This window comes from Deinococcus sp. (assembly GCF_018260405.1).
Taxonomy (GTDB): domain Bacteria; phylum Deinococcota; class Deinococci; order Deinococcales; family Deinococcaceae; genus Deinococcus.
In genome coordinates, this window is sequence record NZ_JAGLBG010000007.1 from 21,174 (window position 1) to 45,188 (window position 24,015).

The 24,015-nt window shown below is 62.4% G+C and carries 25 protein-coding genes; 15 read left to right on the forward strand and 10 right to left on the reverse strand.

What is annotated here, in order from left to right; all coding sequences use genetic code 11:
- Nucleotides 1–144: 144 nt before the first annotated feature.
- Both glpK and QZ269_RS02270 read right to left on the reverse strand, forming a co-directional pair.
- On the reverse strand, nt 145–1,647 hold the full coding sequence (glpK, locus tag QZ269_RS02265) for a glycerol kinase GlpK (RefSeq protein ID WP_291423854.1): 1,503 nt from the start codon (nt 1,645–1,647) through the stop codon (nt 145–147).
- 202 nt (nt 1,648–1,849) lie between these two features.
- Nucleotides 1,850–2,665 carry an MIP/aquaporin family protein gene (locus QZ269_RS02270; protein ID WP_291423856.1) on the reverse strand — a complete coding sequence of 272 codons (816 nt, stop codon included), beginning with the start codon at nt 2,663–2,665 and terminating at the stop codon, nt 1,850–1,852.
- Nucleotides 2,666–2,880: 215 nt separating this feature from the next.
- Here QZ269_RS02270 and QZ269_RS02275 point away from each other — a divergent pair, with 215 nt between their 5' ends.
- Nucleotides 2,881–3,900 carry a sugar-binding transcriptional regulator gene (locus QZ269_RS02275; protein WP_291423858.1) on the forward strand — a complete coding sequence of 340 codons (1,020 nt, stop codon included), beginning with the start codon at nt 2,881–2,883 and terminating at the stop codon, nt 3,898–3,900.
- 132 nt (nt 3,901–4,032) lie between these two features.
- Here the strand turns inward: QZ269_RS02275 and QZ269_RS02280 are convergent, their stop codons facing one another.
- Nucleotides 4,033–4,827 (reverse strand): DUF817 domain-containing protein, encoded by a 795-nt coding sequence (locus QZ269_RS02280; protein ID WP_291423860.1) that lies wholly within the window; start codon nt 4,825–4,827, stop codon nt 4,033–4,035.
- Nucleotides 4,828–5,025: 198 nt separating this feature from the next.
- On the opposite strand from QZ269_RS02280, the gene QZ269_RS02285 reads away from it, so the two are divergent.
- Entirely contained in the window at nt 5,026–5,238 is a 213-nt protein-coding gene (locus tag QZ269_RS02285; protein ID WP_291423862.1) for a hypothetical protein, read from the forward strand.
- A 60-nt stretch (nt 5,239–5,298) separates the two neighbouring features.
- Here QZ269_RS02285 and QZ269_RS02290 read toward each other — a convergent pair whose 3' ends face one another.
- Entirely contained in the window at nt 5,299–5,469 is a 171-nt protein-coding gene (locus tag QZ269_RS02290; RefSeq protein WP_291423864.1) for a hypothetical protein, read from the reverse strand.
- Nucleotides 5,470–5,584: 115 nt separating this feature from the next.
- Between QZ269_RS02290 and QZ269_RS02295 the strand changes: the two genes are divergently transcribed.
- Entirely contained in the window at nt 5,585–6,886 is a 1,302-nt protein-coding gene (locus QZ269_RS02295; protein ID WP_291423867.1) for a transposase, read from the forward strand.
- A 198-nt stretch (nt 6,887–7,084) separates the two neighbouring features.
- On the opposite strand, the gene QZ269_RS02300 is transcribed toward QZ269_RS02295, so the two are convergent.
- Entirely contained in the window at nt 7,085–8,329 is a 1,245-nt protein-coding gene (locus tag QZ269_RS02300) for a S8 family serine peptidase (RefSeq protein WP_291423904.1), read from the reverse strand.
- A 390-nt stretch (nt 8,330–8,719) separates the two neighbouring features.
- Here QZ269_RS02300 and QZ269_RS02305 point away from each other — a divergent pair, with 390 nt between their 5' ends.
- Both QZ269_RS02305 and QZ269_RS02310 read left to right on the forward strand, forming a co-directional pair.
- Complete coding sequence (locus QZ269_RS02305) at nt 8,720–9,526, forward strand: SDR family oxidoreductase (RefSeq protein WP_291423869.1); 807 nt, start codon at nt 8,720–8,722, stop codon at nt 9,524–9,526.
- 155 nt (nt 9,527–9,681) lie between these two features.
- A complete protein-coding gene (locus QZ269_RS02310) occupies nt 9,682–10,785 on the forward strand; it encodes an App1 family protein (RefSeq protein WP_291423871.1) in 1,104 nt (367 codons plus the stop codon).
- Between the two features lie 111 nt (nt 10,786–10,896).
- On the opposite strand, the gene QZ269_RS02315 is transcribed toward QZ269_RS02310, so the two are convergent.
- Nucleotides 10,897–11,592 carry an amino acid ABC transporter permease gene (locus tag QZ269_RS02315; RefSeq protein WP_291423873.1) on the reverse strand — a complete coding sequence of 232 codons (696 nt, stop codon included), beginning with the start codon at nt 11,590–11,592 and terminating at the stop codon, nt 10,897–10,899.
- Between the two features lie 357 nt (nt 11,593–11,949).
- Between QZ269_RS02315 and QZ269_RS02320 the strand changes: the two genes are divergently transcribed.
- From QZ269_RS02320 to cysS, 3 genes are all read left to right on the forward strand, one after another.
- The gene (locus QZ269_RS02320) at nt 11,950–12,282 is read left to right on the forward strand and encodes a multidrug efflux SMR transporter (RefSeq protein ID WP_291423874.1); all 333 of its coding nucleotides are present in this window, start codon (nt 11,950–11,952) and stop codon (nt 12,280–12,282) included.
- A complete protein-coding gene (locus QZ269_RS02325; protein ID WP_291423876.1) occupies nt 12,279–12,596 on the forward strand; it encodes a multidrug efflux SMR transporter in 318 nt (105 codons plus the stop codon). The genes QZ269_RS02320 and QZ269_RS02325 overlap by 4 nt, the downstream gene beginning before the upstream one ends.
- 160 nt (nt 12,597–12,756) lie before the next feature.
- Nucleotides 12,757–14,229 (forward strand): cysteine--tRNA ligase, encoded by a 1,473-nt coding sequence (cysS, locus tag QZ269_RS02330; RefSeq protein WP_291423878.1) that lies wholly within the window; start codon nt 12,757–12,759, stop codon nt 14,227–14,229.
- A gap of 440 nt (nt 14,230–14,669) precedes the next feature.
- Here cysS and QZ269_RS02335 read toward each other — a convergent pair whose 3' ends face one another.
- On the reverse strand, nt 14,670–14,927 hold the full coding sequence (locus QZ269_RS02335; RefSeq protein ID WP_291423880.1) for a DUF2171 domain-containing protein: 258 nt from the start codon (nt 14,925–14,927) through the stop codon (nt 14,670–14,672).
- Between the two features lie 193 nt (nt 14,928–15,120).
- On the opposite strand from QZ269_RS02335, the gene QZ269_RS02340 reads away from it, so the two are divergent.
- The 3 genes from QZ269_RS02340 (at nt 15,121) to proS (ending at nt 18,220) form a co-directional block, all read left to right on the forward strand.
- Nucleotides 15,121–15,513, forward strand: coding sequence for an HsmA family protein (locus tag QZ269_RS02340; RefSeq protein WP_291423883.1), 393 nt, complete (start codon nt 15,121–15,123; stop codon nt 15,511–15,513).
- 136 nt (nt 15,514–15,649) lie between these two features.
- Nucleotides 15,650–16,603, forward strand: a complete 954-nt coding sequence (locus tag QZ269_RS02345) for a DUF808 domain-containing protein (protein WP_291423884.1) — start codon at nt 15,650–15,652, stop codon at nt 16,601–16,603.
- A gap of 132 nt (nt 16,604–16,735) precedes the next feature.
- Nucleotides 16,736–18,220 (forward strand): proline--tRNA ligase, encoded by a 1,485-nt coding sequence (gene proS, locus QZ269_RS02350; RefSeq protein WP_291423886.1) that lies wholly within the window; start codon nt 16,736–16,738, stop codon nt 18,218–18,220.
- Nucleotides 18,221–18,325: 105 nt separating this feature from the next.
- Here the strand turns inward: proS and QZ269_RS02355 are convergent, their stop codons facing one another.
- Entirely contained in the window at nt 18,326–18,775 is a 450-nt protein-coding gene (locus tag QZ269_RS02355) for a universal stress protein (RefSeq protein ID WP_291423888.1), read from the reverse strand.
- A 113-nt stretch (nt 18,776–18,888) separates the two neighbouring features.
- Here QZ269_RS02355 and QZ269_RS02360 point away from each other — a divergent pair, with 113 nt between their 5' ends.
- The 3 genes from QZ269_RS02360 to QZ269_RS02370 are packed head-to-tail and all read left to right on the forward strand — an operon-like array spanning nt 18,889 to nt 20,409.
- Entirely contained in the window at nt 18,889–19,296 is a 408-nt protein-coding gene (locus QZ269_RS02360) for a hypothetical protein (protein WP_291423890.1), read from the forward strand.
- Nucleotides 19,293–19,937, forward strand: coding sequence for a pyridoxamine 5'-phosphate oxidase (gene pdxH / locus QZ269_RS02365; protein WP_291423892.1), 645 nt, complete (start codon nt 19,293–19,295; stop codon nt 19,935–19,937). The genes QZ269_RS02360 and pdxH overlap by 4 nt, the downstream gene beginning before the upstream one ends.
- Nucleotides 19,938–19,992: 55 nt before the next feature.
- Nucleotides 19,993–20,409, forward strand: coding sequence for an organic hydroperoxide resistance protein (locus QZ269_RS02370; protein WP_291423894.1), 417 nt, complete (start codon nt 19,993–19,995; stop codon nt 20,407–20,409).
- Between the two features lie 349 nt (nt 20,410–20,758).
- Here the strand turns inward: QZ269_RS02370 and QZ269_RS02375 are convergent, their stop codons facing one another.
- Nucleotides 20,759–22,264 (reverse strand): 2-phosphoglycerate kinase, encoded by a 1,506-nt coding sequence (locus QZ269_RS02375; RefSeq protein WP_291423896.1) that lies wholly within the window; start codon nt 22,262–22,264, stop codon nt 20,759–20,761.
- 120 nt (nt 22,265–22,384) lie between these two features.
- A complete protein-coding gene (locus QZ269_RS02380; RefSeq protein WP_291423898.1) occupies nt 22,385–22,987 on the reverse strand; it encodes a TetR/AcrR family transcriptional regulator in 603 nt (200 codons plus the stop codon).
- A 192-nt stretch (nt 22,988–23,179) separates the two neighbouring features.
- Here QZ269_RS02380 and QZ269_RS02385 point away from each other — a divergent pair, with 192 nt between their 5' ends.
- Entirely contained in the window at nt 23,180–24,001 is an 822-nt protein-coding gene (locus tag QZ269_RS02385; RefSeq protein WP_291423900.1) for a metallophosphoesterase, read from the forward strand.
- The last annotated feature ends 14 nt before the right edge of the window (nt 24,002–24,015 follow it).

Genomic DNA, 24,015 nt, shown 5'->3' on the forward strand with positions numbered 1-24,015 from the left:
GCTGAGGGCCAGAAGAAGAGTGGGGGCGGGTTGTTCCACTCTTCAAAAGGAGCAGCGAAGTGATGCGGGTCTGGGCACTTTTCCCAGACCCGCATCACCGCTCCTTCACTTCTTTTGTATTAAAGGTTCCAGCGACAGGCGGCCTTACTGGCTGTCCTCTTCCCAGTCACGGCTGCGTTCCACGGCCTTTTTCCACTTCTTGGTCAGTTTGGCGCGGGTGGCTTCGTCCATCTGCGGCTCGAAGCGCCGGTCGACCTGCCACTGGTGCGCGATGTCGTCGGTGGATTTCCAGAAGCCCACGGCCAGGCCTGCCAGGTAAGCGGCGCCCAACGCGGTGGTTTCGGTAACTTTGGGGCGCACGACCGGCACGCCCAGAATATCAGCCTGGAACTGCATCATCAGGTCGTTGTTGCTGGCTCCACCGTCCACACGAAGTTCCTTGAGCTTGGCCCCGGAATCCTTCTGCATGGCTTCGAGCAGTTCGGCGCTCTGGTAGACCACCGCTTCCAGTGCGGCGCGGGCAAAGTGGGCCTTAGTGGTGCTCCGGGTAATGCCGACGATGGTGCCACGGGCGTAGGGATCCCAGTAGGGTGCGCCCAGGCCCACAAACGCGGGCACCAGCATCACGCCGCCGCTGTCGGGTACGCTGGCGGCCAGAGCCTCGACCTCACTGCTATCGCGGATGATGTTCAGGCCGTCGCGTAGCCACTGCACCACGGCGCCGCCGATAAACACCGAGCCTTCCAGGGCGTAGGTGCGCTTGCCGTCAAGTTGCCAGGCTACAGTGGTCAGCAGCTTGTTCTGACTGGGCACGGCCTCGTCCTCGGTGTTCATAAGCATAAAGCAGCCGGTGCCGTAGGTATTTTTCGCCATGCCCCTTTCCAGGCACACCTGTCCAAAGGTCGCGGCCTGCTGGTCGCCGCCAATCCCGGCAATCGGCACCTGAGTGCCGAGCAGGCCCTCGGCCGTCTTACCGTAGACCTCGCTGGAGTTGCGCACTTCGGGCAGCACGCTGCGGGGCACGTCGAGCAGCTCCAGCAACTCGTCGTCCCACTCGCCGGTGTGGATGTTGTAAAGCAGTGTGCGGCTGGCGTTGGTGGCGTCGGTGATGTGCAGTTCGCCGCCGGTCAGGTTATAAACCAGCCAGGAGTCGATGGTGCCGAAGGCCAGTTCGCCCTGCTGGGCGCGTTCGCGGGCGCCTTCTACGTTATCCAGCAGCCACTTGACTTTGGTGCCGCTGAAGTACGCGTCCAGTACCAGGCCGGTTTTGTCCTGAAAAATCTTCTCGGTCTTTTCACGAATCGAGTCGCAGAACTGTGCGGTGCGGCGGTCTTGCCACACAATCGCGTTATGAATCGGCTTGCCGGTCTTGCGGTCCCAAATGACGGCGGTTTCGCGCTGGTTGGTAATGCCGATGGCGGCCAGGTCGCTCGCGCGAATCCCGGCGTTGCTGATGGCCTGCTGCGCCACGCCGATCTGGGTGCTCCAGATTTCGCTGGCGTCGTGCTCGACCCAGCCGGACTTGGGAAAGTACTGCTTGAACTCCTGCTGCCCCAAGCCTTTGATGTCGCCTGCATGGTCGAACACGATGGCGCGGCAGCTGGTGGTGCCCTGGTCGAGTGCAAGAATATATCTGGTGTCTGACATGGTGTTCTCCTTACTTAAAAGTGGGGTACGCTGGAGCCACTGCTGGCCTCCTGGCTCGCCCGAACTTAGAGCAGTTCTCCGAATGATGGACACGTCGGAAAAACACTGCTGTCCCCTTCATTCTACGTCCTGCTCTTTCTTTTTCACCCGTTCCGCTCGGCAAAAAGATGGTCAAAAGAGCACCATCTTTTTCCAACATGCTCTAGTTGCCGTTGAACTCAGGGTCAATGCCCTGGGCGCCGATATGGGCCTGACCAGCATGCAGCAGGGGCCGCCCAATGGCGAAGTCGTAGATAAAGGCCCCGACCAGCGCCCCGACTATTGGCCCGATGACCGGCACCATCCACACGTTCAAGTCGCCCAGGTTCTTGAAGCCTGCCAGCAGCGCAAAAAGGCGCGGGCCGAGGTCGCGGGCGGGGTTGATCGCGTAGCCGTTCATACCGCCGAAGCTAATACCAATGGCCATCACCACGAAGGCTACGGCCAGCGGCCCCCAAGTTGCCAGGGCAGAGTTGTTCATCTTGTCGCCGATAGCCAGAATCAGGCCCATCAGCAGCGCCGTGCCGACCACCTGATCGACGAAACCGGGCAGGAAGCCGGGCACCGCCGGGAAGGTGCTGAAGATGCCCGCCGTGTGGCTCAGACCGGGGTCTACACCCAGCCATTTGGCGTGGTACACCGCGAAGACGATGGCCGCGCCTAAAAAAGCCCCGAGCATCTGCGCCAGAATAAAGTAGCCGACCTTGCTCCATGAAAAGCGTCCGGTGGCCGCCAGCGCGATGGTCACTGCCGGGTTCAGGTGCGCGCCAGTAATGGTGCCAGCAATAAAAATCCCCATGAGTACCGCAAAGCCCCAGCCCAGGGTGATATTGGTGTAGCCGCCCATGACCAGTTCACCCGGAACGGCAGGCGAGGAGCCGAACAGTTTGACCATGGCGACCACGCCGCAGCCGAACAAGATCAGTACCATGGTGCCGAGCAACTCTGCAACGAATTCCTGTGCTGCTGTAAATTTCATGCTGCCTCCTTTTCTCCTTGGCTGTGCTGAACCGGGCTGCGCTACACGCAGTTGCGCTGCATACAGTCGCGCTGAAACAGCTGTCCCGGTACAGTCATGCCGGTAGAAGTGCCCAGGTCGGGCCTGGTGTGTTGTGTTTCAGCTCACGTTGTCATGGCAGATGAACGTTTGTCAAGAGCCTGTGAACAGATGTTCAGGGGTGAGCCGGGAGGTTTATGATCTGGGTCATGTCGCACAAGGATGCAGACAAGCTGATTTCTGTGCCGTTGCCTGCGCTGGCTGATCCTAACGTGGTTCAGGCGGTGCAGGTTGCGCGGCTGTATTACCAGCAGGGCCAGACCACCGGCGCAATCGCCAGGGAACTGGGGCTGTCGCGCCCCCGCGTGTCGCGGTTGCTGACGCTGGCGCGCCGCACCGGGCTGGTCGAAATCCGCATTCATGACCCTCAGGCCCACCCGCAGCACCTCGAAGCGCACCTGCGTGAGCAGTGGCCTGGTCTGCACCCGCAGGTGGTGGGCCTTCCCTCTGGCACCACCCAGGCCACCCGTATGGAGCGGGTCGCGCAGGCGGCGGCGCACTGGCTGGGCACCGGCCTGCGCCCACGCATGACCGTGGGGCTGGCGTGGGGCAATACGCTGGACGTGGTCAGTCACGCCCTGACGCCGCGCTCACTGCCGGATGTGGAATTCGTGCAACTCAACGGCAGTGCCAGCGCCTACGACTTTTCCAGCGGCTTCGTAACCGACACGCTGCTGCGCTTTGCCCGCGCCTTCGGGGGCCGCGCTCACCTGTTTCCAGTGCCGACCTTTTTCGACGACCCGGCGACCAAGCAGGCCATGTGGCGCGAACGCAGCGTGCAGCACGTTTTGGGGGTGCAGCGCCGCGCTGACCTGCTGGTGTTTAGCGTGGGCAGCGTGAATGCGGCGACGCCCAGCCACGTCTACACCGCCGGATATCTGGGCCAGGCCGACCTGCAACAGATGACCGGGCAGGGCGTGGTCGGCGATATCGCCACCATGTTTTTCCGGGCTGACGGACAGAGTCACGGCGTGTCTATCAATGCCCGCAGCAGCGGGCCCAGCCTGAATTTTATCCGGCAGCACCCGCAGACGGTGTGTGTGGTCGCCGACCCTGGCAAGGCCCTGGCTGTACGGGCCGCGCTGGAAGGCGGACTGGTGCGAACCCTGATCTTGGACGAGACGACGGCACGGGCCGTGCTGAATCCGGAGGAATAAGGACGCCCAAGTGAAGCTCGATTAACCGGGCGAAGCGAGAATGTTCAGAAGTACGCTGTCCTGGGAATAGAGAGGTTTCGGCACGTCATTAGAGCAGTTCTCCGAACACCCTCTTAACCAGAGGCGGGTCCTCTACCTCTGTTTTCGGAAGCCTAGAGCCTGCCTCTTTTGCCGGGCTTCCCAGGCGTGCACGCTGCTGACGATCAGGAAGGCGACCACCACCATCAATGTCCACGACAGCAGCTTTCCCAGGTGAACCGGGTGCCAGCCTGCCGCCTGCTGCGGATAGACCCACGCGCCCAGCCCGGTGGCGGCATTCTCGGCCAGAAAAACAAAGCCGCCAATCAGCACAAAGGCGAGGGGCAGCGGCATGTTCCACGTGCGTTCCCCGGCCACAAAACTCGCCCGTGTGCGCCAGAACGCCCCCAGCAGCGCCAGGCAGATGACAGAGCGCAGGTCGGGGCCGTAGTGGTGCGTAAAAAAATTGAGGTACGCGGTGCCGGCCAGCGCCGCTTGCAGGGCCAGGGGCGGCGCGTGGTGCAGGCTCAGGCGGCAGCGTTTCCAGGCCTGGGCCATGTAGCTGCCCACGCTGGCGTACATGAATCCGGCGTACAGTGGCATGCCCAGCACCTTGCTCAGGGCGTCTTCGGGGTAGGCCCAGCTGCCGTGCGCCACCTTGAAGACCTCGAGCGCAAAACCCAGCACATGAAAAGCCAGAATGACCCCGGCTTCCCGCCACGACTCGAACCGCGCCGCGATCAGCATAAGCTGCGCCAGTACGCAGCCCAGCAGCAGAAAGTCGTAGCGGGCCAGGCCCCAGTTGTTCAGCGGCAGCACCCGCGACAGCCCCAGCAGGGCCACCACTATGAAGGCGAGCGTGCAGCTCTGCGCTTCAAGTTTAACAAAGTCCAGCAGGTCGCGGGTCATCACCGAGCAGTCAAGTGCAGGAGACCGGGCAGGTCGTCCACCGAAAGTGTGGGCCGGGCGTCAAGGCGGCCAAAGCCTGGGCATTTGCCGCCATTCCCAAGCCCTCTTAAGTGTCCTCTGTTACCTCACATTTGTCTTTGCGCCACACTAAAAACCAATCAAATTGATTCTGCGAGGTAAAACCATGACGGTACAACTATGACTGGCCCCTACGACCAACCCCCGGTTCCCGCCACCGAACCCACCGACCTGCCCGCGCCCATTCCCGAGCGGGTACCTGGCAGCGGCGACACCAGCCCCATAGCCGACCCGCCCGTGAACCCCGACACCCCCGGCCTGCCCGATCCGCGCCCTACCAGCAACCCGGATACGCCCGGCCTGCCCAGCCCCATGCCTATGCCAGCAATGTAAAACGGCATTGGCAAGCCTCCAGCTCCGAAGTGGGTTGGAGGTTTTTATTGGTCTGGCGGCCTACTGGCCTTTTTTGGTCTGTTGCCAGAGAATCACGCCGTTGGCAATCATCAGGCACACCGACATGATGGCAAAGGGCACGTTTTCTTTCTGAAAAAACCGGATAGCCAGGATGCCCCAGCCGCACACCAGCGCAGTGGTCAGCCAGATTCGCCAGGCGGGGGTCTTCATCGTTCAGCCTTGGGGACCCGCGACTTCAGTCGTGGCGGGAAAAGGCTTTGCCCCAAAGGGGCAACTATGGCTAAATCTACTTGACTAATTAAACTCATATAGCATACTCCTCCTTGTGAAGATCACGTTGAGCGCGAAACTGAAGTTGCGGCACACCCCAGAGCACAAGATTGCTCTGGACGCCGTGACTTTGGCGTACCGTGACGGCCTGAACTTTGCTTCTCAAGCAGCTTTCGATCTGGGTAAAACCACCTCGGTTCCCAAACTCCACCAGGAAACTTACGGAGCCTTGCGGGAGCGCTTTGGGCTTGGGGCGCAGCTTGCCTGCACTGTGGAGCGCCAAGTCGCCGCCAGCTACAAAACGCAGTGGACGAAGTTGAAGCAGAACCAGAAGTCCCGTGAAAACGGTCAGACCAAGCGGCGCTACAAGGGTCTGGATGTTGCGCCCAAGTTTGTCAGCCGCACGTTGGAGTACCAGCATGGGCGCGACTACTCGTGGAAAAAAGATGGGCGGGTCAGCATCGGGACGCTTGACGGGCGTTTGCAGCTTGAGTTTGACGGCTACCAGAAGCACCTTGATTACATCGCTCAAGGCTGCGAAACGGGAGCCGCCAAGCTCTACTACCAGAAGTCTAAAAAGCAGTATTACCTGATTGTTGCTCTGAACATTGATCTTCCTGATCCGCCACCTACGCAGCACACCAACATCGTTGGTGTGGACGTGGGTCAGCGCTACCACTTCGTTGCCACCGACAAAGACGGGCAAAGCCTGTTTGAGAAGGGGGCGGCCATCCGCCAGCGAAAAGACCAGTTCGCTCGTACCAAGAAATCCCTCCAGCGTAAAGGCACTCGCTCCGCAACTCGCCGTCTGGTGAGCTTGTCGGGAAGAGAAAGACGGTTCGTCGCTGACAGAAATCACTCGCTGGCCAACATGCTCCTGACCCGTTACCCCAAGGCCATTTTTGGCCTTGAGGATTTGACGAACATCCGTGAACGCATAGGGGGACGTTCCAACCCGAACGCTAGCAAGAAGGCGAAACGGGCGAAGCGTCACCGCAGTCAGTGGAGTTTTGCGGAACTCCAAACCATGTTGGCGTATAAAGCCCCCTTGCACGGCTCTATGGCGGTGCGGGTGGACGCGAATTACACCAGCCAAGCGTGCTACAAGTGCGGTCATACCTCGAAAGGAAACCGTCCTGGTGCTGGCCTTGAGTTTGTTTGTGAGGTGTGTGGTCATAGGGGTCACGCAGATCGGGTAGCGAGTGTAAATATCGGTTTGAGAACGATGCTTGTCCGGCAAGACTGGATAAGTACGGGTGTCTTATCAATGCGCCCTGATGTGTCGGATGTTGAAGTCAAAGCTGCACGCCTTTCGAGGTACGCGGAATTGCGATGGAATCCAGACGCAAACCCGTGACCTTAGTCAGGGGTAGTTGATCGTTCAGTCCTCATGCGGTTCACGATACCCTAACAGTATTTAACAAAAGATACAGCGTCTTTTTGACGAGTCAGGCGGGTGCAAAACGTCGCGTAGGCCGGACTTGTCAAGCTGCGAAGCAGAGAATGGAACAGCTGGCAGTGATGTGCCGTCGCAGGCGTCATCCAGAGCACTGCCTTATTTGCCTACATTGGAAGCCAGCGCCGCTCTGAGGGCCGCCGCCGCGTTCAGGATGCCCTGGCCGCAGCTCCTGCGTAAATCGGGATCGCACCGGCCTCCTGGAAAGGGTGTGGCCGTCCGGGTCAGCAGCTCGCGTAATAGCGCGGGGGTCAGCTTTGGCCGCACGCTGAGCAGCAGACTGGCGACCCCCGTGGCGTGTGGCGCGGCAAAACTGGTGCCATTTGCCTCACGCTCTCCCCCTGCCCCCGACAGACTGCTGGTCACAATGCCGTGCCCCGGCTCGCCCCCCGGCGCGGCGAGGGCCACACTTTTACCCCAGTTGGCGTAAGCGGGGCGCTGCCCGCCAAGGTCTACGCTGGTCAAGGTCAAGACGTTGCGGCACCCGGCGGGCGAGTATCCGGCGCTGTCTTTGCCGTCGTTGGCGGCTCCGGCCACGATCAGCGCTCCTCTGGCCGTCACCTCGTCTATGGCCTTCTGAATATCTGGGTCGCAGCCCGTCAATGGAATAAAGTCGGCAAACAGGCTCAGGTTGATGATTCGGGCCGGGTTGGGGTTAGCAGGTACGCCAGTAACAGGCAACCCAGCTGCCCAGCGCAGGCCGTCGATCAGGTCGGCGGGGTCGATTAGGCCATCGGTGCCCGCCACGCGCACCGCCACGATTCTGGCCTGGGGGTTCAGGCCCGCCATGCCCTGCCCGTCGTGGGCCGCCGCGATCAGGTTGGCGACGATCTCGCCGTGATAGCTGAATTCGCCGACTCCGCTGGCGTTCGGGTCGCGGCCATTGCCGTCTCCGGCGCGGCGCGGGTCGTGTACGAAGTCGTACCCGTTGATCAGGCGCCCGGCCAACTCAGGCGACTTTACGTACCCGGTATCCAGCACCGCCACCGTGACCGGCCCGCCCACCTTGCCCGCCGGAAACTGTGCCCAGGCTGCCGGAGCGTCTATCGCCTGCATATCCCATTGCCGAGCAAATAGGGGGTCACGAGGCGCCCCGTTACCGGGCAGAGCCTGCGCCCTGGGGATTTGGTTGGGCAGTGGGGGGGGGTGGCTGGGCACGGAATGAGGGAGGGGAGGGCCCTGAACGGGCGGTTGTTCACCTGGAGGCAGCGGCACGATCTCGAGGGAGGCCGTGGTGGTCTGTGCCGCCGGAGCAGCCGGGCTGGACGGTACAGGCACCAGCTTCAGGGCCAGGGCGGGGCTGCCTACCAGAGCGAGAGTCAGGGCAAGGGCGAGGCGGGACATGCCCCCAGTCTCGGCGCTGCGGCTGATGGCGACCTGAGCGGGCGTTAAGCGACTAACCATCCCTGAGGCCCGCTCTGGCGCTGGCCTGGACGGAAGACGGACTCCGGTTAGAGCCTTTTGCAAAAAGATGGTGCTCTTTTACCCCCTTTTTGCCGAGTGGAACGAGTGAAAAAAAGAGCAGGACGTAGAATGAAGGGGGAGGGGGTGGTTTTCCGACGTGCCCATCATTCGCAGAACTGCTCTAATGGCGACACACCTGCGAAAAGCACCAGACGCGCCACTGCAACCGGGAGCTTCCTAGCGCCAACCCCGCCTCTTTTCCTCCTCGCCTCCGCTGCGAATTGAATCCGAAACGGCCCGGTTCAATCGGAATTCGGATAGGATCGGTAGATGACACAGCCTTCTGTGCGGGCTTTTGCGACTTCTTCTAGGTCTGCGGGAGAGTCGGTGCGTCCGGTTATTGTGCTGACTGGAGCGTCCAGCGGGATTGGCCTGGCGACAGCGCGTGAGCTGGCTGCCCGGAACTACGCGCTGGTGCTGGCCGCCCGCCGGGGCGATCAACTTGATCGGCTGGCCCGCGAACTTGACCCCAGCGGCTCGCGGGTGCTGGCGGTTCCCACCGACGTGACCGACGACACCTCGCGCCGTGAACTGGTGCGGCGTACCCATGAGCAGTTCGGGCGCATCGACGTGCTGATCAACAATGCGGGCGTCACTGTCGAGCATGGCCGCTGGTGGGACGACCCCGACCCCTTGCGGGTGCTGCGCGTGAATCTCGAAGCGCCGATTGAACTGGTGCGGCTCGTGCTGCCCGAAATGCGGCGGCGGGGAAGTGGCCACATCGTCAATATCGGCTCGGTGGCGGGCCGGGTCGGAACCAACGGCATGTACAGCGCCAGCAAATTCGGGCTGCGCGGCTTCAACGATGGGCTGCGGCGTGAGCTGCTAGGTACGGGTGTCGCCGTGAGTCTAGTATCGCCGGGCTTTGTGCGGAGCGAGATGACCGCCAGTGCCCGCCTGCCCATGCCGGGGCCGCACGTGATCGCCCAGGCCGTCGCGGAGGTGCTGCTGCGCCCACGCCGCGAGGTGATCGTGCCGCGCGTGTACCGCGTTATAGCCCTGCTCAGCAGCGTTGCGCCGGGTCTGGCCGATCAGCTGGTAAGCCGGGTGATTATCGGGCGGCGCTACGGGTCGTAAGCCGTAAGAGCGCGGGGCGCTGCTCCTCTGCTGTGCTCTGTGCGGCTGGCTGCGGCCCCGGTGGCGGTTTTGTAGGGCGCAAAACTGCCACCGGGCCAAGGGCACATGAAGAACGGCTTGACGAAAAGCTGGTTGTCTGCTCTTAGAATGGCGGAGTGAATCCCGCAAAGATTGCCTTCAAGGCAGCCCTTCCCCTGATCGAACGGGCGACTCTGGGCGTAGACCGGGCATTCAGCAACTTCATTCAGCCCCGGCGCATGAAGGGCAAGCTAATTTTGCAGATGTACGTGGGATGGGGCACCCCCGGCGAGGTCGAACTGACCGGGCGGGTGCTGCTGCCCAGGGACATGAGACCGGCCCGCAAGGGCGATCCGCGCTGGCGCAACTTTGAGAACATTGTGCGGCGGCTTTCTTCGCGGGAAGTGGGGGGCGTCAGGGTGGTCGGTGTGCTTGATGGGCAAAGCGCCGAGGACACCAGTGATGTAGACGGTTACTTTACCCTGCGCTTTGCCCCCGCCGTACCGCTGCCGGGCGGCTGGCACGAGGCCACGGTCAGCATCATAGGCCGCGAGGGGCATAGCCGCGCCCGCGTGCAGGTGGTCGAACAGGCCAAATTTGGCATTATCAGCGACCTCGACGACACGGTTATCCAGTCCGACGTGACCAGCATTCCCCGGATGCTCGCCACTGTACTGACTGGCAACGCCCGCACCCGCACACCGTTTCCGGGCGTTGGAGCGCTCTACCGTGCCCTGACCCGCGACGGACAGGAGCGCAACCCGATCTTCTACGTCTCTAGCAGCCCGTGGAATTTCTTCGACCTGCTGTGGCAGTTTCTGGATTACCGCCGCATTCCGCTAGGGCCGCTGTTTCTGCGCAACTGGGGGGCCGACTTGCTCAAGGGGCACGGCGGCTACAAGCACGAGGTCATCGAGCGGATTTTTCAGCGTTTTCCAGACCTTAAATTTATCCTGGTTGGCGACAGCGGCGAAAAAGACCCCGCGATCTATGCCGAAATCGTCCGGCGGCATCCGGGGCGGGTGCTGGCGGTGTATATCCGCGACATTAGCGAGGCTTTCCGCGACGAAAGCATCGGGCAACTGCGGGCGGAAGTCCACAAGGCGGGCGTCGATCTGGTGCTGGCGAGCGACAGCCTCACGGCGGCCAGTCACGCGATGGCCCTGGGCCTGATTACGCCGCAGGGCTACCGCAACGTGATGAGCAGCCTGGCCCGGACGTATCAGACCGCCCCAAACTGAGTGTGTTTCCCTATACGGACTGCCGCATCATTGCGCCGCAGTCGGGAAGGCCGCCGCCTACGGCTGGACACTGCCCAGTCCGTCTGTTGTTCCTCCTCGCGTCCGTCCGGATTAGAGCACGCGGCGTTCGGGCAAGGTTTGTCCCTGGCTCACCCGGCGTTCCAGCCAGCGCACCACCCGCGTGAGCACAAAGGTCAGCATGAAATACACCGCCGCCAGCACCGCGTACACCTCGAACTGGCGGTAGGTCGCGTTGGTGATGTAGCGGCCCTGGCTGAACAGTTCCTGTAGGGTCACGGCGCTCGCCAGACTGCTGCCCAGAATCAGGCTCACGAATTCGTTGCCCAGGGCGGGCAGGGCCACCCGCCACGCCTGTGGCAGCACCACGCAGCGCACCGCCTGAGCGCGGGTCAGGCCCAGGCTGCGGGCCGCCTCGATCTGGCCGACAGGCACGCTGTTAAGGCCGCCGCGCACGATCTCAGAGGTGTACGCTGCCGAGTACAGCCCCAGCGCCAGCACCGCCGCTGGAAATCCGTCGAGGGTCAGGCCCAGCGCGGGCAGGCCGTAATAAATAACGCTGAGCAGCACGATCAGCGGAATGCCGCGCACCACTTCCACGTAGGCGTTGCCCAGCCTACCCAGCAGGGGCAGACGGAACACCCGCGCCAGCCCCAGCAGCGTGCCGAACACCACCGACACCAGCAGGGCGCACAGACTAACGCCCAGGGTCAGGCCCAACCCGCTCAGCAGTAGGTGCGGGTACTCGCCGGAAAAAACCGTTTTGAATCCGGCGAACAGGTCATTCATCTGTTCTTCAGTTTAAGCTGACGGGCCACTGACATTTGCCTGCTACACTAGGGCTTGAAAGTCGGTGCCGTCCACCCAGCCGGGGCAGGGGCCTGACGCAAACTGCCGCGCTCAGGCCGGGGGTTTGAATTCTCTTCTGACAGGTGATACGTCCATGCGCCCCGCCGCGCGTCGAAACGCCCACAACACTTTTTCCAGCTTGCAGCAGCTGATCGACTGGCTTTACGTCCGCAGCCGAACCTAGCGGGCTGCGCGGTCGGTTAGGCCCAGGCTTGCGTAAGCCTGGAGCAAACCGGGCTTACGCAAGCCTGGTCACGGAACATGTTTTGCTTGATTTGAACTACAGGACGGTGCTTTATGCGCGGTTACCTCGCGCTTCTTACAGCTGTTGGATTTGAAGTTTTCGGAACACTCTCACTGAAATTTGCCTCGCTCGGCCAGTTGCCGCTGGGCTGGCTCCTCACGGCGGCTTGCGTGGTGGCCTCTTACATGTTGTTATCCATCTCCTTTCGCCGTATTCCGGTGGCGGTGGCCTTTGCGGTCTGGGAAGCGGCGGGCCTCGCCCTGATTACTGTGTTGGGCTTCGTGCTGCTCGGAGAAAGCCTGACGCCGGTCAAAGGCCTGGCGCTGCTGGGGCTGGGAGCCGGGGCTTACCTGCTGCACCGGGGTTCGCGGGGGGCCGAAGCATGAATGGCACCCCGTTTCTGATCGTGGCTGCGCTGCTGGATGTCTGGTCGAACGTGCTGCTTAAGCAGGCCGACGGGTTCAGGCACTGGAAGCCCTTTGCGCTGGCGATGGTGCTGGTTGTGGGGGCGTTTGGAATGCTGGGGCTGGCCCTCAAAACGGTGCCGCTGTCAACCGCCTACGCCACCTGGGGCGCCTTCGGGCTGGTTTTGACTGCGCTGCTGAGCCGCAAACTCGACGGTACCCGCCTAACGCCGACGGCCTGGGCGGGCCTACTGCTGATCGTGGTTTGTGTGCTGGTACTGCATAGCCCGGCCTGAGCGCCCGCCGGTTTTGCTAGACTGCGCCTATGAACGCCCTGTGTTGCTCCGGCCTGCGGTAAGCAGCGCTTTTACGCTTTGCCCCGCGCCCTTTCTTTTGGAAGTCGGCGCGGTTTTTTATTGACCCGGCTGGTGCGAGAACAGCCAAAAAGGAATTTCCATGACCAAAACGCCCGACAGCCAGATTTACCTCTACGACACCATGCAGCGCCAGAAGGTGCAGTTTGCGCCCAGCACGCCAGGCCACGTGGGTTTTTACCTGTGCGGGCCGACGGTGTACAGCGACGCCCACCTGGGCCACGCCAAGATGGGGGTGGCCTTTGACGTGGTGCGCCGGGCGCTGCTGCACTTTGGGTACAAGGTGCGCTTTGTGTCCAACATCACCGACGTGGGCCACTTGCAAAACGATAGCGACGACGGCGAGGACAAGATCGCCAAACGCGCCGCGCTGGAACAGCTTGAGCCAATGGAGGTGGCCGACAAGTATTTCTGGTCGTTCGCCCGCGACATGGAAAACCTGAACGTCATGAAGCCTAGCATCAACCCCCGCGCCACCGGGCACATCGGCGAGCAGATCAAGCTGATCGAGGAACTGATTGCGCGTGGTCACGCCTACGAGTCGGGCGGCAGTGTGTACTTCGATGTGCGGAGCTGGGCCGAGTACGGCAAATTATCGAACCGCAAACTGGACGATCAGGAGGAAGGCACCCGCGAGGCCGTGCGCGAGGAAAAGCGCGATCCCCGCGACTTCGCCCTGTGGAAAAAAGCCGAAGCTGGGCACATTATGCGCTGGGATTCGCCCTGGGGCAGCGGCTTTCCAGGCTGGCATATCGAATGCAGCGCCATGAGCCTCAAGTATCTGGGCGAGGGCTTCGACATTCACGCGGGCGGCCTGGACCTGCAATTTCCGCACCATGAGGCCGAAATCGCGCAGGCCGAGGCCGCCGGGCACCCGTTTGCCCGCCACTGGATGCACAATCACATGCTGACCATCAACGGCGAGAAGATGTCCAAATCGAAAGGCAACTTCACGACCATTCAGGAACTGCTGGGCAAATATGACCCGATGGTGGTGCGCTTTTTGCTGGTCAGCAGCCATTACCGCACGAACACCGAAATGAACGACGAGGCGTTCGAGTCGGCCCGCAACGGCTACCGCCGCCTGAGTGAAGCCCTGGGCGAAATTGAGCGCCGCCTCAGGGATGCAGACGCCCCCGACAGTCACGACGCCGCGCTGGAAGGCAAGATCAAGGCCCACGCCGCAGCCTTCGAGGATGCCATGCGCGACGACTTCAACACGCCCAAGGCAATAGCGGCCCTGTTCGGCCTGACCACCGACCTTAACGCGGCGCTGAATGCGGGGACGCCTCCGCGCAGCACACTGGAACTGGCCCGCGACACCTACCGCACCCTCGGCGGCGACGTGCTGGGCCTGTTCGCCGAGGGTGGCAGCGCGGCAGCAGCTCAGGACGACGGCGAAGTGGTCAGCGCCCTGATGGAACTGGTGCTCAAGGCCCGCCAGAACTACCGCCTGCAAAAGCAGTACGCCGAGGCCGACGAACTGCGCGACACCCTGACCCGCGTGGGCGTGACTGTTGAAGACACCAAAGACGGCCCACGCTGGAGGCGCTGAATCTGGAAGCGTCAAGGTTCGGGCGTTAAGATTAGTCGGTAGTCAGACCGCTGTCAGAAGGGCGCGGCTAACCTGGCGTCGGCTACTCATACTTCCCCGACGCATGAGAGGCGCACCCGGCGAACCAGGTGTGCTCACCGTGTTTTTGGGGTATACGGACCGCTTCTCTTTCCAGTCGGATTTCATCCCCACGTTGGGAGATAGGGTCGGAACCGGTAGCAGAAGTGGTCCGGACATTTTTAAAATCCTGGTAAATGGCTTCCGGTTACAGTTCTGCGTATCCGGGAGCTCCTTATGCACCTGTCCGTACCGTTGATTCACCGCTGACGAGACGACTTTCTAGACCTGCGCCAAGCTAAGCCAGTCAGCCAAAAAAGAAGGGCAGGCCCAAGCTGGAAGCTGTCCTGTCTAAAGCGGCTGGTTTACTTCAGGGCGCTGCTTTACTTCACGTCGCTGCGGGCCACATTGAGGTAGACGGCCACTTCATCCATGCTCTCGACTTGCGACAGGGGGACCAGATGGTGCTGACCGTCGGTGCTGTCGGTGCGCGTCAGCTTGAGCTGATCCCCGGCCAGGTAATCGACAGTGCCCACGTGCTCACCGTTTTTGTCCTTGACCTGAAGGTGCTCGCCTTCACGCTCCAGGCGGTCTTTAAGATGCTGCTCGATCCTCTGGGCAATCTGGTTGGCTTCGTTCATGCCGTCAGCCTAGATAAAAGCTGGGGTCGGCCCATGAGAGAAGCCTCAAGACAGACTTAGAAATGAACCCTCTCACACAATTCGGCACTTTGCCCGCCTGAGACACGGTTTGAGCAAGTGCAGACCACCGTAGCAGAACACGAAAGTATCCAGGAGTCCATTTGGTTTACCTACCGGTAAGTAAGATCTTGGTATGAATCTTTTACTGCTGAGCGCCATCATCGCCATGACCACCGCCCTCGTCTGCTACAGCCTGGGGGTGTGGGGAGAAAAACGCGCGGGCACGCTCAAGCCGGTGCATCTGGCCGCCTTCTGGGGCGGGCTGCTGTGCGACATGACTGGCACCGAGATGATGCGCCGCATCGCCGAAACGGGGGCCGTCGGCGCAGGGGGTAACTTGCACGCAGCGCTAGGTGCGGCGGCCCTGCTGCTCATGGGCATTCATACCGTGTGGGCGACCGTGACCTACCTGCGCCACAACACCGACCTGATGCGCACTTTTCACCGCTTCAGCCTGGGCGTCTGGAGCCTGTGGCTGATTCCTTTTGTCAGTGGGCTGATCCTGGCCAACCTCCCGCACCACTGAACGCTGGCCGCAGCTCCTTGTGTGGCTTCAGTTAAGGCTCAGATGAAATAAAATGGCTAATGACTTGCTACGCTGTAGCCCTGATGGAGTTACGGCGTAGCGTGTGTTCGGTTAGGTTCCTGCGGGCAGGTCTGCGTTGAGCGGCGGGTTGGTGGCTCTGCTCGACGATGTGGCGACCATTGCCAAGGTCGCGGCGGCCTCGCTCGACGACGTTGGGGCGGCGGCGGGCAAGGCGGGGGCCAAGGCCATTGGGGTCGTGGTAGACGATACGGCGGTGACCCCGAGCTATGTAGCTGGCTTTGCCGCCGAGCGCGAACTGCCGATCATCAAACGTATTGCCCTGGGGTCGCTGCGCAACAAGATCGTGTTTATCCTGCCCGCGATCATGCTGCTCAGCGAGTTTTTGCCAGCCGCCATGGAACCGCTGCTGATGGTGGGCGGGGTTTACCTGTGCTTCGAGGGGGCCGAGAAGGTCTATGAAGCCGCGCTGGGCCACAGTGGAGCGCATGCCTCACCTGATAGAGCCGAACCGCGCCCCCTGAGCGGCAAAGCCCACGAGGAAGCGATGGTATCCGGGGCCATCCGCACCGACTTTATTCTGTCGGCGGAAATTATGGTGATTGCGCTGGCCGAGGTCGCCACGCAGCCTTTCGCCTCGCGGGCCATCGTGCTGGTCGTAGTGGCGCTGATGATCACGGCGCTGGTGTACGGCGTGGTTGGGCTGATCGTCAAGATGGACGATATCGGGCTACACCTGGCTAAAAGCGGTTCCGGCGCGGCGCGGGGCGTGGGCCGGGCGCTGGTCATTGGAATGCCCGTGATCATGTCGGCCCTCTCGGTCATCGGAACGGCGGCGATGCTGTGGGTCGGCGGGCACATCATCATCGCCGGGCTGGAACATTTTCATTACGACGCGCTGGCGCACCTTGTCCATGGGGCCTCTGTCGCGGCGGCCAGGGCGGTGCCCTTCGCTTCCGGTGTGGTGGGCTGGCTGGTCGAAACGCTGGTATCGGGCCTTTTCGGGGTGCTGGTCGGCGGCGTAGTCGTGGCGCTGCTGCACCTGCTGCCGAAAAAGCAACAGCAGCACTAGGCGCGTTCCGTATCCGCTTTAACCTGTGGACACTGGACCTGTGGGCGCTGAACCTGTGGGTGCCGGGGTGGTCGGGGCGGTGACCGCGCTCAAATAAAGCCAAATCTGTAGAAGCCGCTATCCTGTTTAGCGATGACCAAGGACGCAGAGAAGAAGGACAACAAGGCGCAGCAGTACGGCGTGACGCCCCAGAGTGTGGATTTTAACGACTGGTACAACGAAGTCGTTAAAAAGGCCGACCTGGCGGACAATTCCCCGGTGGCGGGTGCCATGGTCGTGCGGCCTTACGGCTCGGCGCTGTGGGAAAACATCCAGCGCTGGCTCGACGACCGCTTCAAGGCCTCAGATCACGAATCGCTTATCTTTCCGACGCTGATTCCCATGGGCTTTATCATGAAGGAAGCCGACCACGTCGAGGGATTTGCGCCCGAACTGTTTACCGTGAACAAGATCGGCACCGAGGAACTGGCCGAGCCTTACGTCATGCGCCCGACCAGCGAAACGATCATCGGGCACATGTGGGCGGGGTGGCTCAACAGTTACCGCGACCTGCCCTTTTTGCACTACCAGTGGGGCAGCGTGTTCCGTGCCGAGCTCCGCACCAAGGCGTTTCTCCGTACTTCCGAGTTCTACTGGCATGAGGGCCACACCGCCCACGCCGCCGAAGACGAGGCGCTGGCCGAAGTCCGCATGATTCTCGACCTGTACCACGAATTTTGCCGCGACGTGCTGGCGCTACCCGTAGTGCGCGGCGAAAAGACGGCCACCGAGCGCTTTGCCGGGGCGGTCAGCACCTTTTCCATCGAGGGCATGATGCGCGACGGCAAGGCCCTTCAAAGCGGCACCAGCCACTACCTGGGCCAGAACTTTTCCAGGGCCTTCGACGTGAAATTCCAGACCCGTGAGCAAAAGGAAGACTACGCCCACACGACCAGCTGGGCCATTTCCAGCCGCATCATCGGGGCGATCATCATGACCCACGGCGACGACTTCGGGCTGATCATGCCGCCGCGCATCGCCCCCGTTCAGGTCGTCATTATTCCAGTGGGCCGCAAGGACAACTTTAGCGAAATGGTCGCCGAAGGCGAGAAACTGGCCGCCGAACTGCGTGCCGGGGGCGTGCGCGTGCGTGTGGACAAGCGCGACGGCGTAACCAACGGCTTCAAGTACAACGACTGGGAACTCAAGGGCGTGCCGGTACGCATCGAACTCGGCCCCCGCGATCTGGAAAGTGGCGTGGTGGTCGTTAAAAACCGCAACAGCGACGAAAAGGAAACCCTGCCCCGCGCCGAAGCGGTGAGCGGCCTGGCAGCCCGCCTGGACGCTATTCACGACTGGCTGTACGCACGTGCCGCCAACTTCATGCTGGAACACACCACCGAAGTGGACGATTACGAGACCTTCAAGCAGAAGCTGGAAGAAGGCCACTGGGTGCGGGCTTACCACTGCGGCGACGCGGCCTGCGAAAAGCAGATCAAGGAAGATACCAAGGCCACGACCCGCAACGTGCCACTGGACGACGCCGAATTCTTCAACGAAAGGGGCGAGGGCCAGTGCGCGAGGTGTGGCCAGCCGGGGGCCTACGGCAAGCGGGTGATCTTCGGGCGGCAGTACTGATACTGAACGACTAGACCTCTTGCGAAAGTGGGAGTTCGGGGGCGGCCCGGCCCCCACTTTCGCAAGAGGTCTATTGAGAGCAGTTCTCCGATTGCCTGCGCCGCTTCAACTCCAGTGGGCGACGGGCTGTTCGCCGCGCACCAGCAGCACTGGAATGGTCGAGTGCTCCACGACGGCCTGCGCCACACTGCCCAGCAGCATCTTGCCCAGGCCGGTGCGTCCGTGGGTGGTCATCACGATCATGCTGGCATTCAGCGACCGGGCCGTACTCAGAATGGTCTGCCAGACACTGCGGTTGGCGGTGCGCTCGATGCGTACGTCGGTGTCCGGGAAGGCGGCGGTCAATTCGTCGCGCAGCGCCGCTTGCTGGGTGCGCAGTTCCTCCTCGCTGAGCGGAACGATGTAGCCGAATTCTCCGGTGACGATGGGGGCTGGGTCGGTCTGCACCGAAAGTACGGTCAGTTCTGCCCCCAGAGCGGTAGCCAGCGCCCTGGCGTGTGCGACTCCCTGCTGTCCGAGCGGACTGGCATCTGTGGTAACCAGAATTCTTGCCATGGAAATCCTCCTTGACCTTCACTCTGGTTCCCGGGCATTACCTGGGCATTACGGGCCAGCCGGGGGGCCGGTATGCCAGTGCATTTCTGCGACTGGCGGCGTAAATTTAGCTTATGTCTACAGACCCGGCCCTGCACCAATCTGACCTGCATCAGGCCCATATTCGTGACCAGCTGACCAGACCACAGGCCCACTTTATGCCCAGTGACGTGCTGGCCGACTTTTCGCTGAGGCGCACCAACGATCTGCCGCCTGGCGCGGCCCATACGCCCTGGCAAGAGCTGTGGCCCCTGCGCTATGCCCAGCACGACACTCTGGAATCTGTGCGCCCGGAACCGTGCCGCGCCGCCGAGTGGCCCGCCTCGTACTGGCCTGCCCAGGCAAGCGGCAGCGTTGCCAATCAGCAGGTGGCGGCTTTCAATGCCGGGCAGTTTGCTGTGCTGGCCCTGCTGGCCGACCACAACGCCTGTCACCTGGGCAAACTGACGCTGCTTAGGCGGCTGAGTGGGGGAGCCGCATGACCGACCTGACTTCCATGCGGCTGTCGTACACCCGCGCCGAGTTGCGCCGCGCCGACCTGAACCCCGACCCGCTGTCGCAGTTTGAACACTGGTTTGGCGAAGCCCTGGCCGCCGACTTGCCCGAGCCTTACGCCATGCAGCTGGCGACCGCTGGCGTGCAGGGCCGCCCCAGCGTCCGCACAGTGCTGCTGCGCGGCAAGGGGCCGGAGGGGCTGACCTTCTACACCAATTTCGAGTCTCATAAGGGCCTTGACCTAAGTGTCAATCCCCAGGCCGAAGTGCTGTTCTACTGGGCCGAACTGGAGCGCCAGGTGCGGGCTTACGGGCCGGTGCAGCGCGTGCCTGCCGCCGAGGCCGACCACTACTTCCATGTTCGCCCCCGCGAAAGCCAGCTGGCCGCGCACGCCAGCGACCCCCAGAGTGCGCCAGTCGCCGACCGCGCCGCTCTGGAAGCCAGATTCGCGGCCCTACACGACCGTTTTCTGGAAGGTTCCACGGTGCCGCGCCCCGAATTCTGGGGTGGCTACCGCGTGCAGGTGCAGGAATGGGAATTCTGGCAGGGGAGACCCAACCGCATGCACGACCGCTTCCGGTATACGCGCCGGGGCGAAGGCTGGCAGCTTGAGCGCCTAATGCCCTGAGATTCCGTAAAGCGTTTCCTATTTCGCGGCGCACCCCCTGCGCCATACTGGAGCCATGACGAACCTGTATACCGCCGAAGCGACCGCCACCGGAGGCCGGAGCGGCCACACCCGGAGCAGCGATAGCCGCCTGGATCTCCACCTCAGCGTGCCCAAAAGCATGGGCGGTGACGACGGCCCCGGCACCAACCCCGAACAGCTGTTTGCCGCCGGGTACGCGGCCTGCTTCCAGGGGGCGCTGGGTGTGGTGGCCCGCCGCCAGAAGCTGGAAGTCAGCGAGGACAGTACGGTTACGGCGCGCGTCGGGCTGCAAAAGTCGGGGCTGGCCTTCGCGCTCGACGTGGAACTCGAAGGGCATTTTCCCGGCCTGAGCCAGGAGCAGGGGCTGGAACTGATGCACGCTGCCCATGAGGTCTGCCCCTACAGCGTCGCCACGCGTGGCAATGTGGACGTGCGCCTCAGCGTCAGGTGATACACAAGGGCAGAAATAATGGTTCTGCCCACTTTCACAATCTTATTTTGAAAAGTGCGACCAACAGGAAGTTTTTGGCCCTTTCACCCTTGCCCGCCGAGTGATACGGACTCCGGAAAGCTCTGCAAACCCTTTAGCCCGAGCGGACTTGTAGGGCTGCGCCACTAAACGGATTCGGGCGCTTTTCTCGGATATGCGGAACGGTCACCAGGGGTTCCTTGCCGCGAACTACGTATTTTTTCGCCTCTGCCCAACTTGAATCCAAAATGGCCTGGTTCAATCGGCAGTTCGTATGCCGTAACAACAAACGCCCGTCCGGAAAGCATTTTCTGGCGGGCGCTACAGCTTGTTAGCGGGCCGCTGGGTCGTGGGCGTCGATCAGGAGTTCAGCCGGGTCGCTGCCTAGCAGCCGGATGCGCTCCTCGGAAGTCAGCGCCACCATCACGCCGCGCAGCACGATATCCACGGCTTGGTCGGCGCTTTCGTCGAGGGTCAGCCCGTCGAGCAGCGCCACGCCCTCTTGGACACTCAGGGTTTCAAGCTCCTCTTGCATCATTCGGATCTCGTCGAAGTACTGCATGTAGCGGTGCAGGGGGCGGCTGGCCGCCGTTTCGATATCTCGGCTTTCAAAATGGCGGCGGTGTTCTTCGTCGTCACTCAGGGTGACCAGCATGGGCACGATCAGCGCCCCGGCGAACGAGTCGGGCCGCAGGTACCCCGGCACCAGATGCACTCCTTCAAGGATTAGGCTGGCGCCTTCTTCAATGCTGCGGCGCACCACCGCGCTCAGGCCCACGCTGACCTGCTGCACCTGCTCACGGAAGCCCGCCATCAGTTCCTCGCGGCTGGGGTGCGGCGACCTGCTCTCGCTGGGCGGCACCACCGCTTCCCAGGCGTTGAAGGTGCTGGCGTGCAGGGTCGGCAGCAGGGCGGGAGAGACGGTGGCCCGCATCACCTCGCGGATCGAGTCGGTGCTGATGACCCGCGCGATGCCCAGGCGGTAAGCGATCTCGGCGGCCAGAAAACTTTTGCCGGTGCCGCTGACGCCGCCAAGCAGTACGATCAGCGGTCGCGGCGGACGCCGGAGGACGCGCAGTAGCCGGTAGCGGTCGCTGATGTCGGGGCCGACCTCGTTGCGCAGCAGTTGCTCGACCACTGTGCGGATGGCGCTGCGGTGAATAATCCGGTCTTCTTGGCCGCGCAGCTCACGCTGGGTCTGCCGCGCTACTTTACGCGCCACGTCCGGCCCGACCCCGGCGGCCAGCATGGACTGAAGCAGCACCCCTTTGCTAAACGGCGTCGGGATGCGGTGATCGTCGCTGACCACGATCAGGCGGCCCCGGTTGTTTTTCAGGTGCAGGTAAGTCTGACGGGTCGGTTCACCGTATTTTTGCTCCAGCACCTCTTCGGCCAGCGTGTCGATCTCGCCGGGCGTGACTTTGGTTCGTCCGGCCTGCCGCAGCCGCAGGTCGATCTGGGTGGCGGCCGTATATGCCTCGGGCGAGGACAGCCCTGCGTCTTCGAGGTTGCGGGCCAGCACTCCCCGGCTAAAAGGCAGGGTGCGTTTTTTGCCCTCGACCATGATGTCGGCGAATGCAGGCGTCTGGGCCTGGGCACGCTGGCCTACCTCTGGCCCGATCACTTCGTGAGCCACTGCCACCATCAGGTGCTTGACCTCTTCGGGGGTGACCGTAGGCCGCCTAAGCTGGCGCAGCCCCTGTTCTACCCGTCTGGCAGCGGCGGCGGCGGCGGCCGGGTCCGCTCCGGCATTGACCAGCGACTCGGCCACCAGCCCACGGCTAAACGGCCAGGAAGTGCGACTTGTCCCGATGTTGAGGGTAGGCTGGGTGGACATGGGGGTCTCCTCTTTGGCGGCAGTATGCAACACAACTTACCCGGAAAGAGCGTCCCTTGTTTACCGCTCCGCTTATTTGTTATTTGTGCCTGCCTGGTTCCCGGTGGCCTACCGGCGGCTTCAGCGCTTAACCGCGCCCTCCAGCAGCAGGTTCAGGGCCAGACGCATTTCTTCTTTCAGGGGGCGCTCGGTGCCGTAGGCGCTCCAGCGCAGGGCCACCATGAGGTAGGTGTCGGCAATCAGGTTGCTGATGCGTTGCAAGCTCAGGTCGGTTCGCAACTGCCCGTTCTGGTGCATGGGCCGCAGCACCAGCTCGACGACCTTGCTTAGCGGCAGCGCCTGGTAAGCGGTGCGGGCGCGTTCGGGGTTGGGGTTCATCACCTCGTACGCCAGCGGCGGAAAAAGGTCACGTTCACGGGTGTTCTCGTCGGCCAGCTGATCCCAGACGTCGTACAGCACGCCGAGTGGGGCCTGTCCCGAGGCCAATTTCATCTCGGCCATTTCGCGCAGGCGGTCCATGACCTCGCTGCCGTAGTCGAGCAGCACCGCTTCCTTGTAGGGGTAGTAGTTGAAAAAAGTACCTCTGGAAACGTTGCTGGCCTTGGCAATATCGGTGGCCGTCGTCGCCTGAAAGCCGCCCTGCTTGAACAGCTCAATGGCGACTCCATAAATGCGGGCGCGGCGACGTTCCTTCTGCCGCGCCCTGAGTGATGAAGAGTCCATGTCCCCCGGTTATATCGCCTTTGAGTTCAAAGTTGTACTTTGTCGATTCAAAAAAGTGTCAGTTGTACATTATTCACGCCCGCCCCCAGGCTTGATTCAGGGCGTCTACCCTTGGACGGGGGGGGGAGGCGGGTCGGCGCAAAGGTGTCCCAGTGGCCTGAAACGCTGCCCGGCACGCTCTAGAATGAGGGGGTGAAAGTTGCTGTCATCGCTGATATTCACGGAAACGCCGACGCGCTGAGGGCGGTGCTGGATGATGCCCGCCGCCAGGGAGCCGAGCGCGTGATCGTAAATGGCGATGTGGTCAACCGGGGGCCGGACTCGGTGGAAGTTATGCAGCTGCTTCTGGAAAGAGGCGACGTTTCGTTTACCCTGGGTAACCACGACGATCTGCTGATGCTCTGGAAGGCCCGCAGCGAAGTGCTGCCCGCCAAGTGGTACACCGACCCGTTCTGGGGCGCGACCGTCTGGAGCATGGAGCAGCTTGACCGGGCCGGACTGCTGGACATTCCTGCTGGTTGGCCCATGACCCTGCGGCTGCGTGAGGCCGGTCTGCCCGACGTGATGCTGGCCCACGGCACGCCCGACCATTACCGCGAGGGCCTGAGCGACCGCACCTGCTCCGGACGCGTGGCCGAGATCGCGCAGCAGTACGGCGCGGGCGTGCTGGTGGCCTCGCACATTCACCGCCAGGCCGACGCGGACTTTAGCGGGGTGCGCGTGCTGAACACGGGGGCGGTGGGTTCGCCCGCCGACGGTGATCCCAGGGCGCAGTACCTTTTGCTCAGCGCCGAATCTGGGGCGGCTAGTCAGGGGCAGGCCAGTCCGGGGCGGTGGCACGCCGAACTCCGCAAGGTGCCCTATGACCGTAGCGGTGTGCTGCGGCGCTTTGAAACCAGCGGCCTGCTGGGCAGCGGCCTGAGCGCCGAAATTTTCCGTGATGAGAGGCTGTCTGAGGCCCTAACCATGGGAAATGTTTTAGGCTTTAACGGTGGAACGCGCAGCTTACCCTAGCGACCTCACCGATG

Bases quoted from the DNA above. Each gene is read 5' to 3' on its own strand.
- QZ269_RS02355 (WP_291423888.1), bottom strand. From the start codon at position 18,775: ATGGCAAGAATTCTGGTTACCACAGATGCCAGTCCGCTCGGACAGCAG.
- QZ269_RS02315 (WP_291423873.1), bottom strand. From the start codon at position 11,592: ATGAATGACCTGTTCGCCGGATTCAAAACGGTTTTTTCCGGCGAGTAC.
- QZ269_RS02370 (WP_291423894.1), top strand. From the start codon at position 19,993: ATGACGAACCTGTATACCGCCGAAGCGACCGCCACCGGAGGCCGGAGC.
- cysS (WP_291423878.1), top strand. From the start codon at position 12,757: ATGACCAAAACGCCCGACAGCCAGATTTACCTCTACGACACCATGCAG.
- pdxH (WP_291423892.1), top strand. From the start codon at position 19,293: ATGACCGACCTGACTTCCATGCGGCTGTCGTACACCCGCGCCGAGTTG.
- QZ269_RS02360 (WP_291423890.1), top strand. From the start codon at position 18,889: ATGTCTACAGACCCGGCCCTGCACCAATCTGACCTGCATCAGGCCCAT.
- QZ269_RS02305 (WP_291423869.1), top strand. From the start codon at position 8,720: ATGACACAGCCTTCTGTGCGGGCTTTTGCGACTTCTTCTAGGTCTGCG.
- QZ269_RS02280 (WP_291423860.1), bottom strand. From the start codon at position 4,827: ATGACCCGCGACCTGCTGGACTTTGTTAAACTTGAAGCGCAGAGCTGC.
- QZ269_RS02270 (WP_291423856.1), bottom strand. From the start codon at position 2,665: ATGAAATTTACAGCAGCACAGGAATTCGTTGCAGAGTTGCTCGGCACC.
- QZ269_RS02380 (WP_291423898.1), bottom strand. From the start codon at position 22,987: ATGGACTCTTCATCACTCAGGGCGCGGCAGAAGGAACGTCGCCGCGCC.
- glpK (WP_291423854.1), bottom strand. From the start codon at position 1,647: ATGTCAGACACCAGATATATTCTTGCACTCGACCAGGGCACCACCAGC.
- QZ269_RS02320 (WP_291423874.1), top strand. From the start codon at position 11,950: ATGCGCGGTTACCTCGCGCTTCTTACAGCTGTTGGATTTGAAGTTTTC.
- proS (WP_291423886.1), top strand. From the start codon at position 16,736: ATGACCAAGGACGCAGAGAAGAAGGACAACAAGGCGCAGCAGTACGGC.
- QZ269_RS02275 (WP_291423858.1), top strand. From the start codon at position 2,881: ATGATCTGGGTCATGTCGCACAAGGATGCAGACAAGCTGATTTCTGTG.
- QZ269_RS02375 (WP_291423896.1), bottom strand. From the start codon at position 22,264: ATGTCCACCCAGCCTACCCTCAACATCGGGACAAGTCGCACTTCCTGG.
- QZ269_RS02285 (WP_291423862.1), top strand. From the start codon at position 5,026: ATGACTGGCCCCTACGACCAACCCCCGGTTCCCGCCACCGAACCCACC.
- QZ269_RS02340 (WP_291423883.1), top strand. From the start codon at position 15,121: ATGAATCTTTTACTGCTGAGCGCCATCATCGCCATGACCACCGCCCTC.
- QZ269_RS02290 (WP_291423864.1), bottom strand. From the start codon at position 5,469: ATGAAGACCCCCGCCTGGCGAATCTGGCTGACCACTGCGCTGGTGTGC.
- QZ269_RS02325 (WP_291423876.1), top strand. From the start codon at position 12,279: ATGAATGGCACCCCGTTTCTGATCGTGGCTGCGCTGCTGGATGTCTGG.
- QZ269_RS02335 (WP_291423880.1), bottom strand. From the start codon at position 14,927: ATGAACGAAGCCAACCAGATTGCCCAGAGGATCGAGCAGCATCTTAAA.
- QZ269_RS02300 (WP_291423904.1), bottom strand. From the start codon at position 8,329: ATGTCCCGCCTCGCCCTTGCCCTGACTCTCGCTCTGGTAGGCAGCCCC.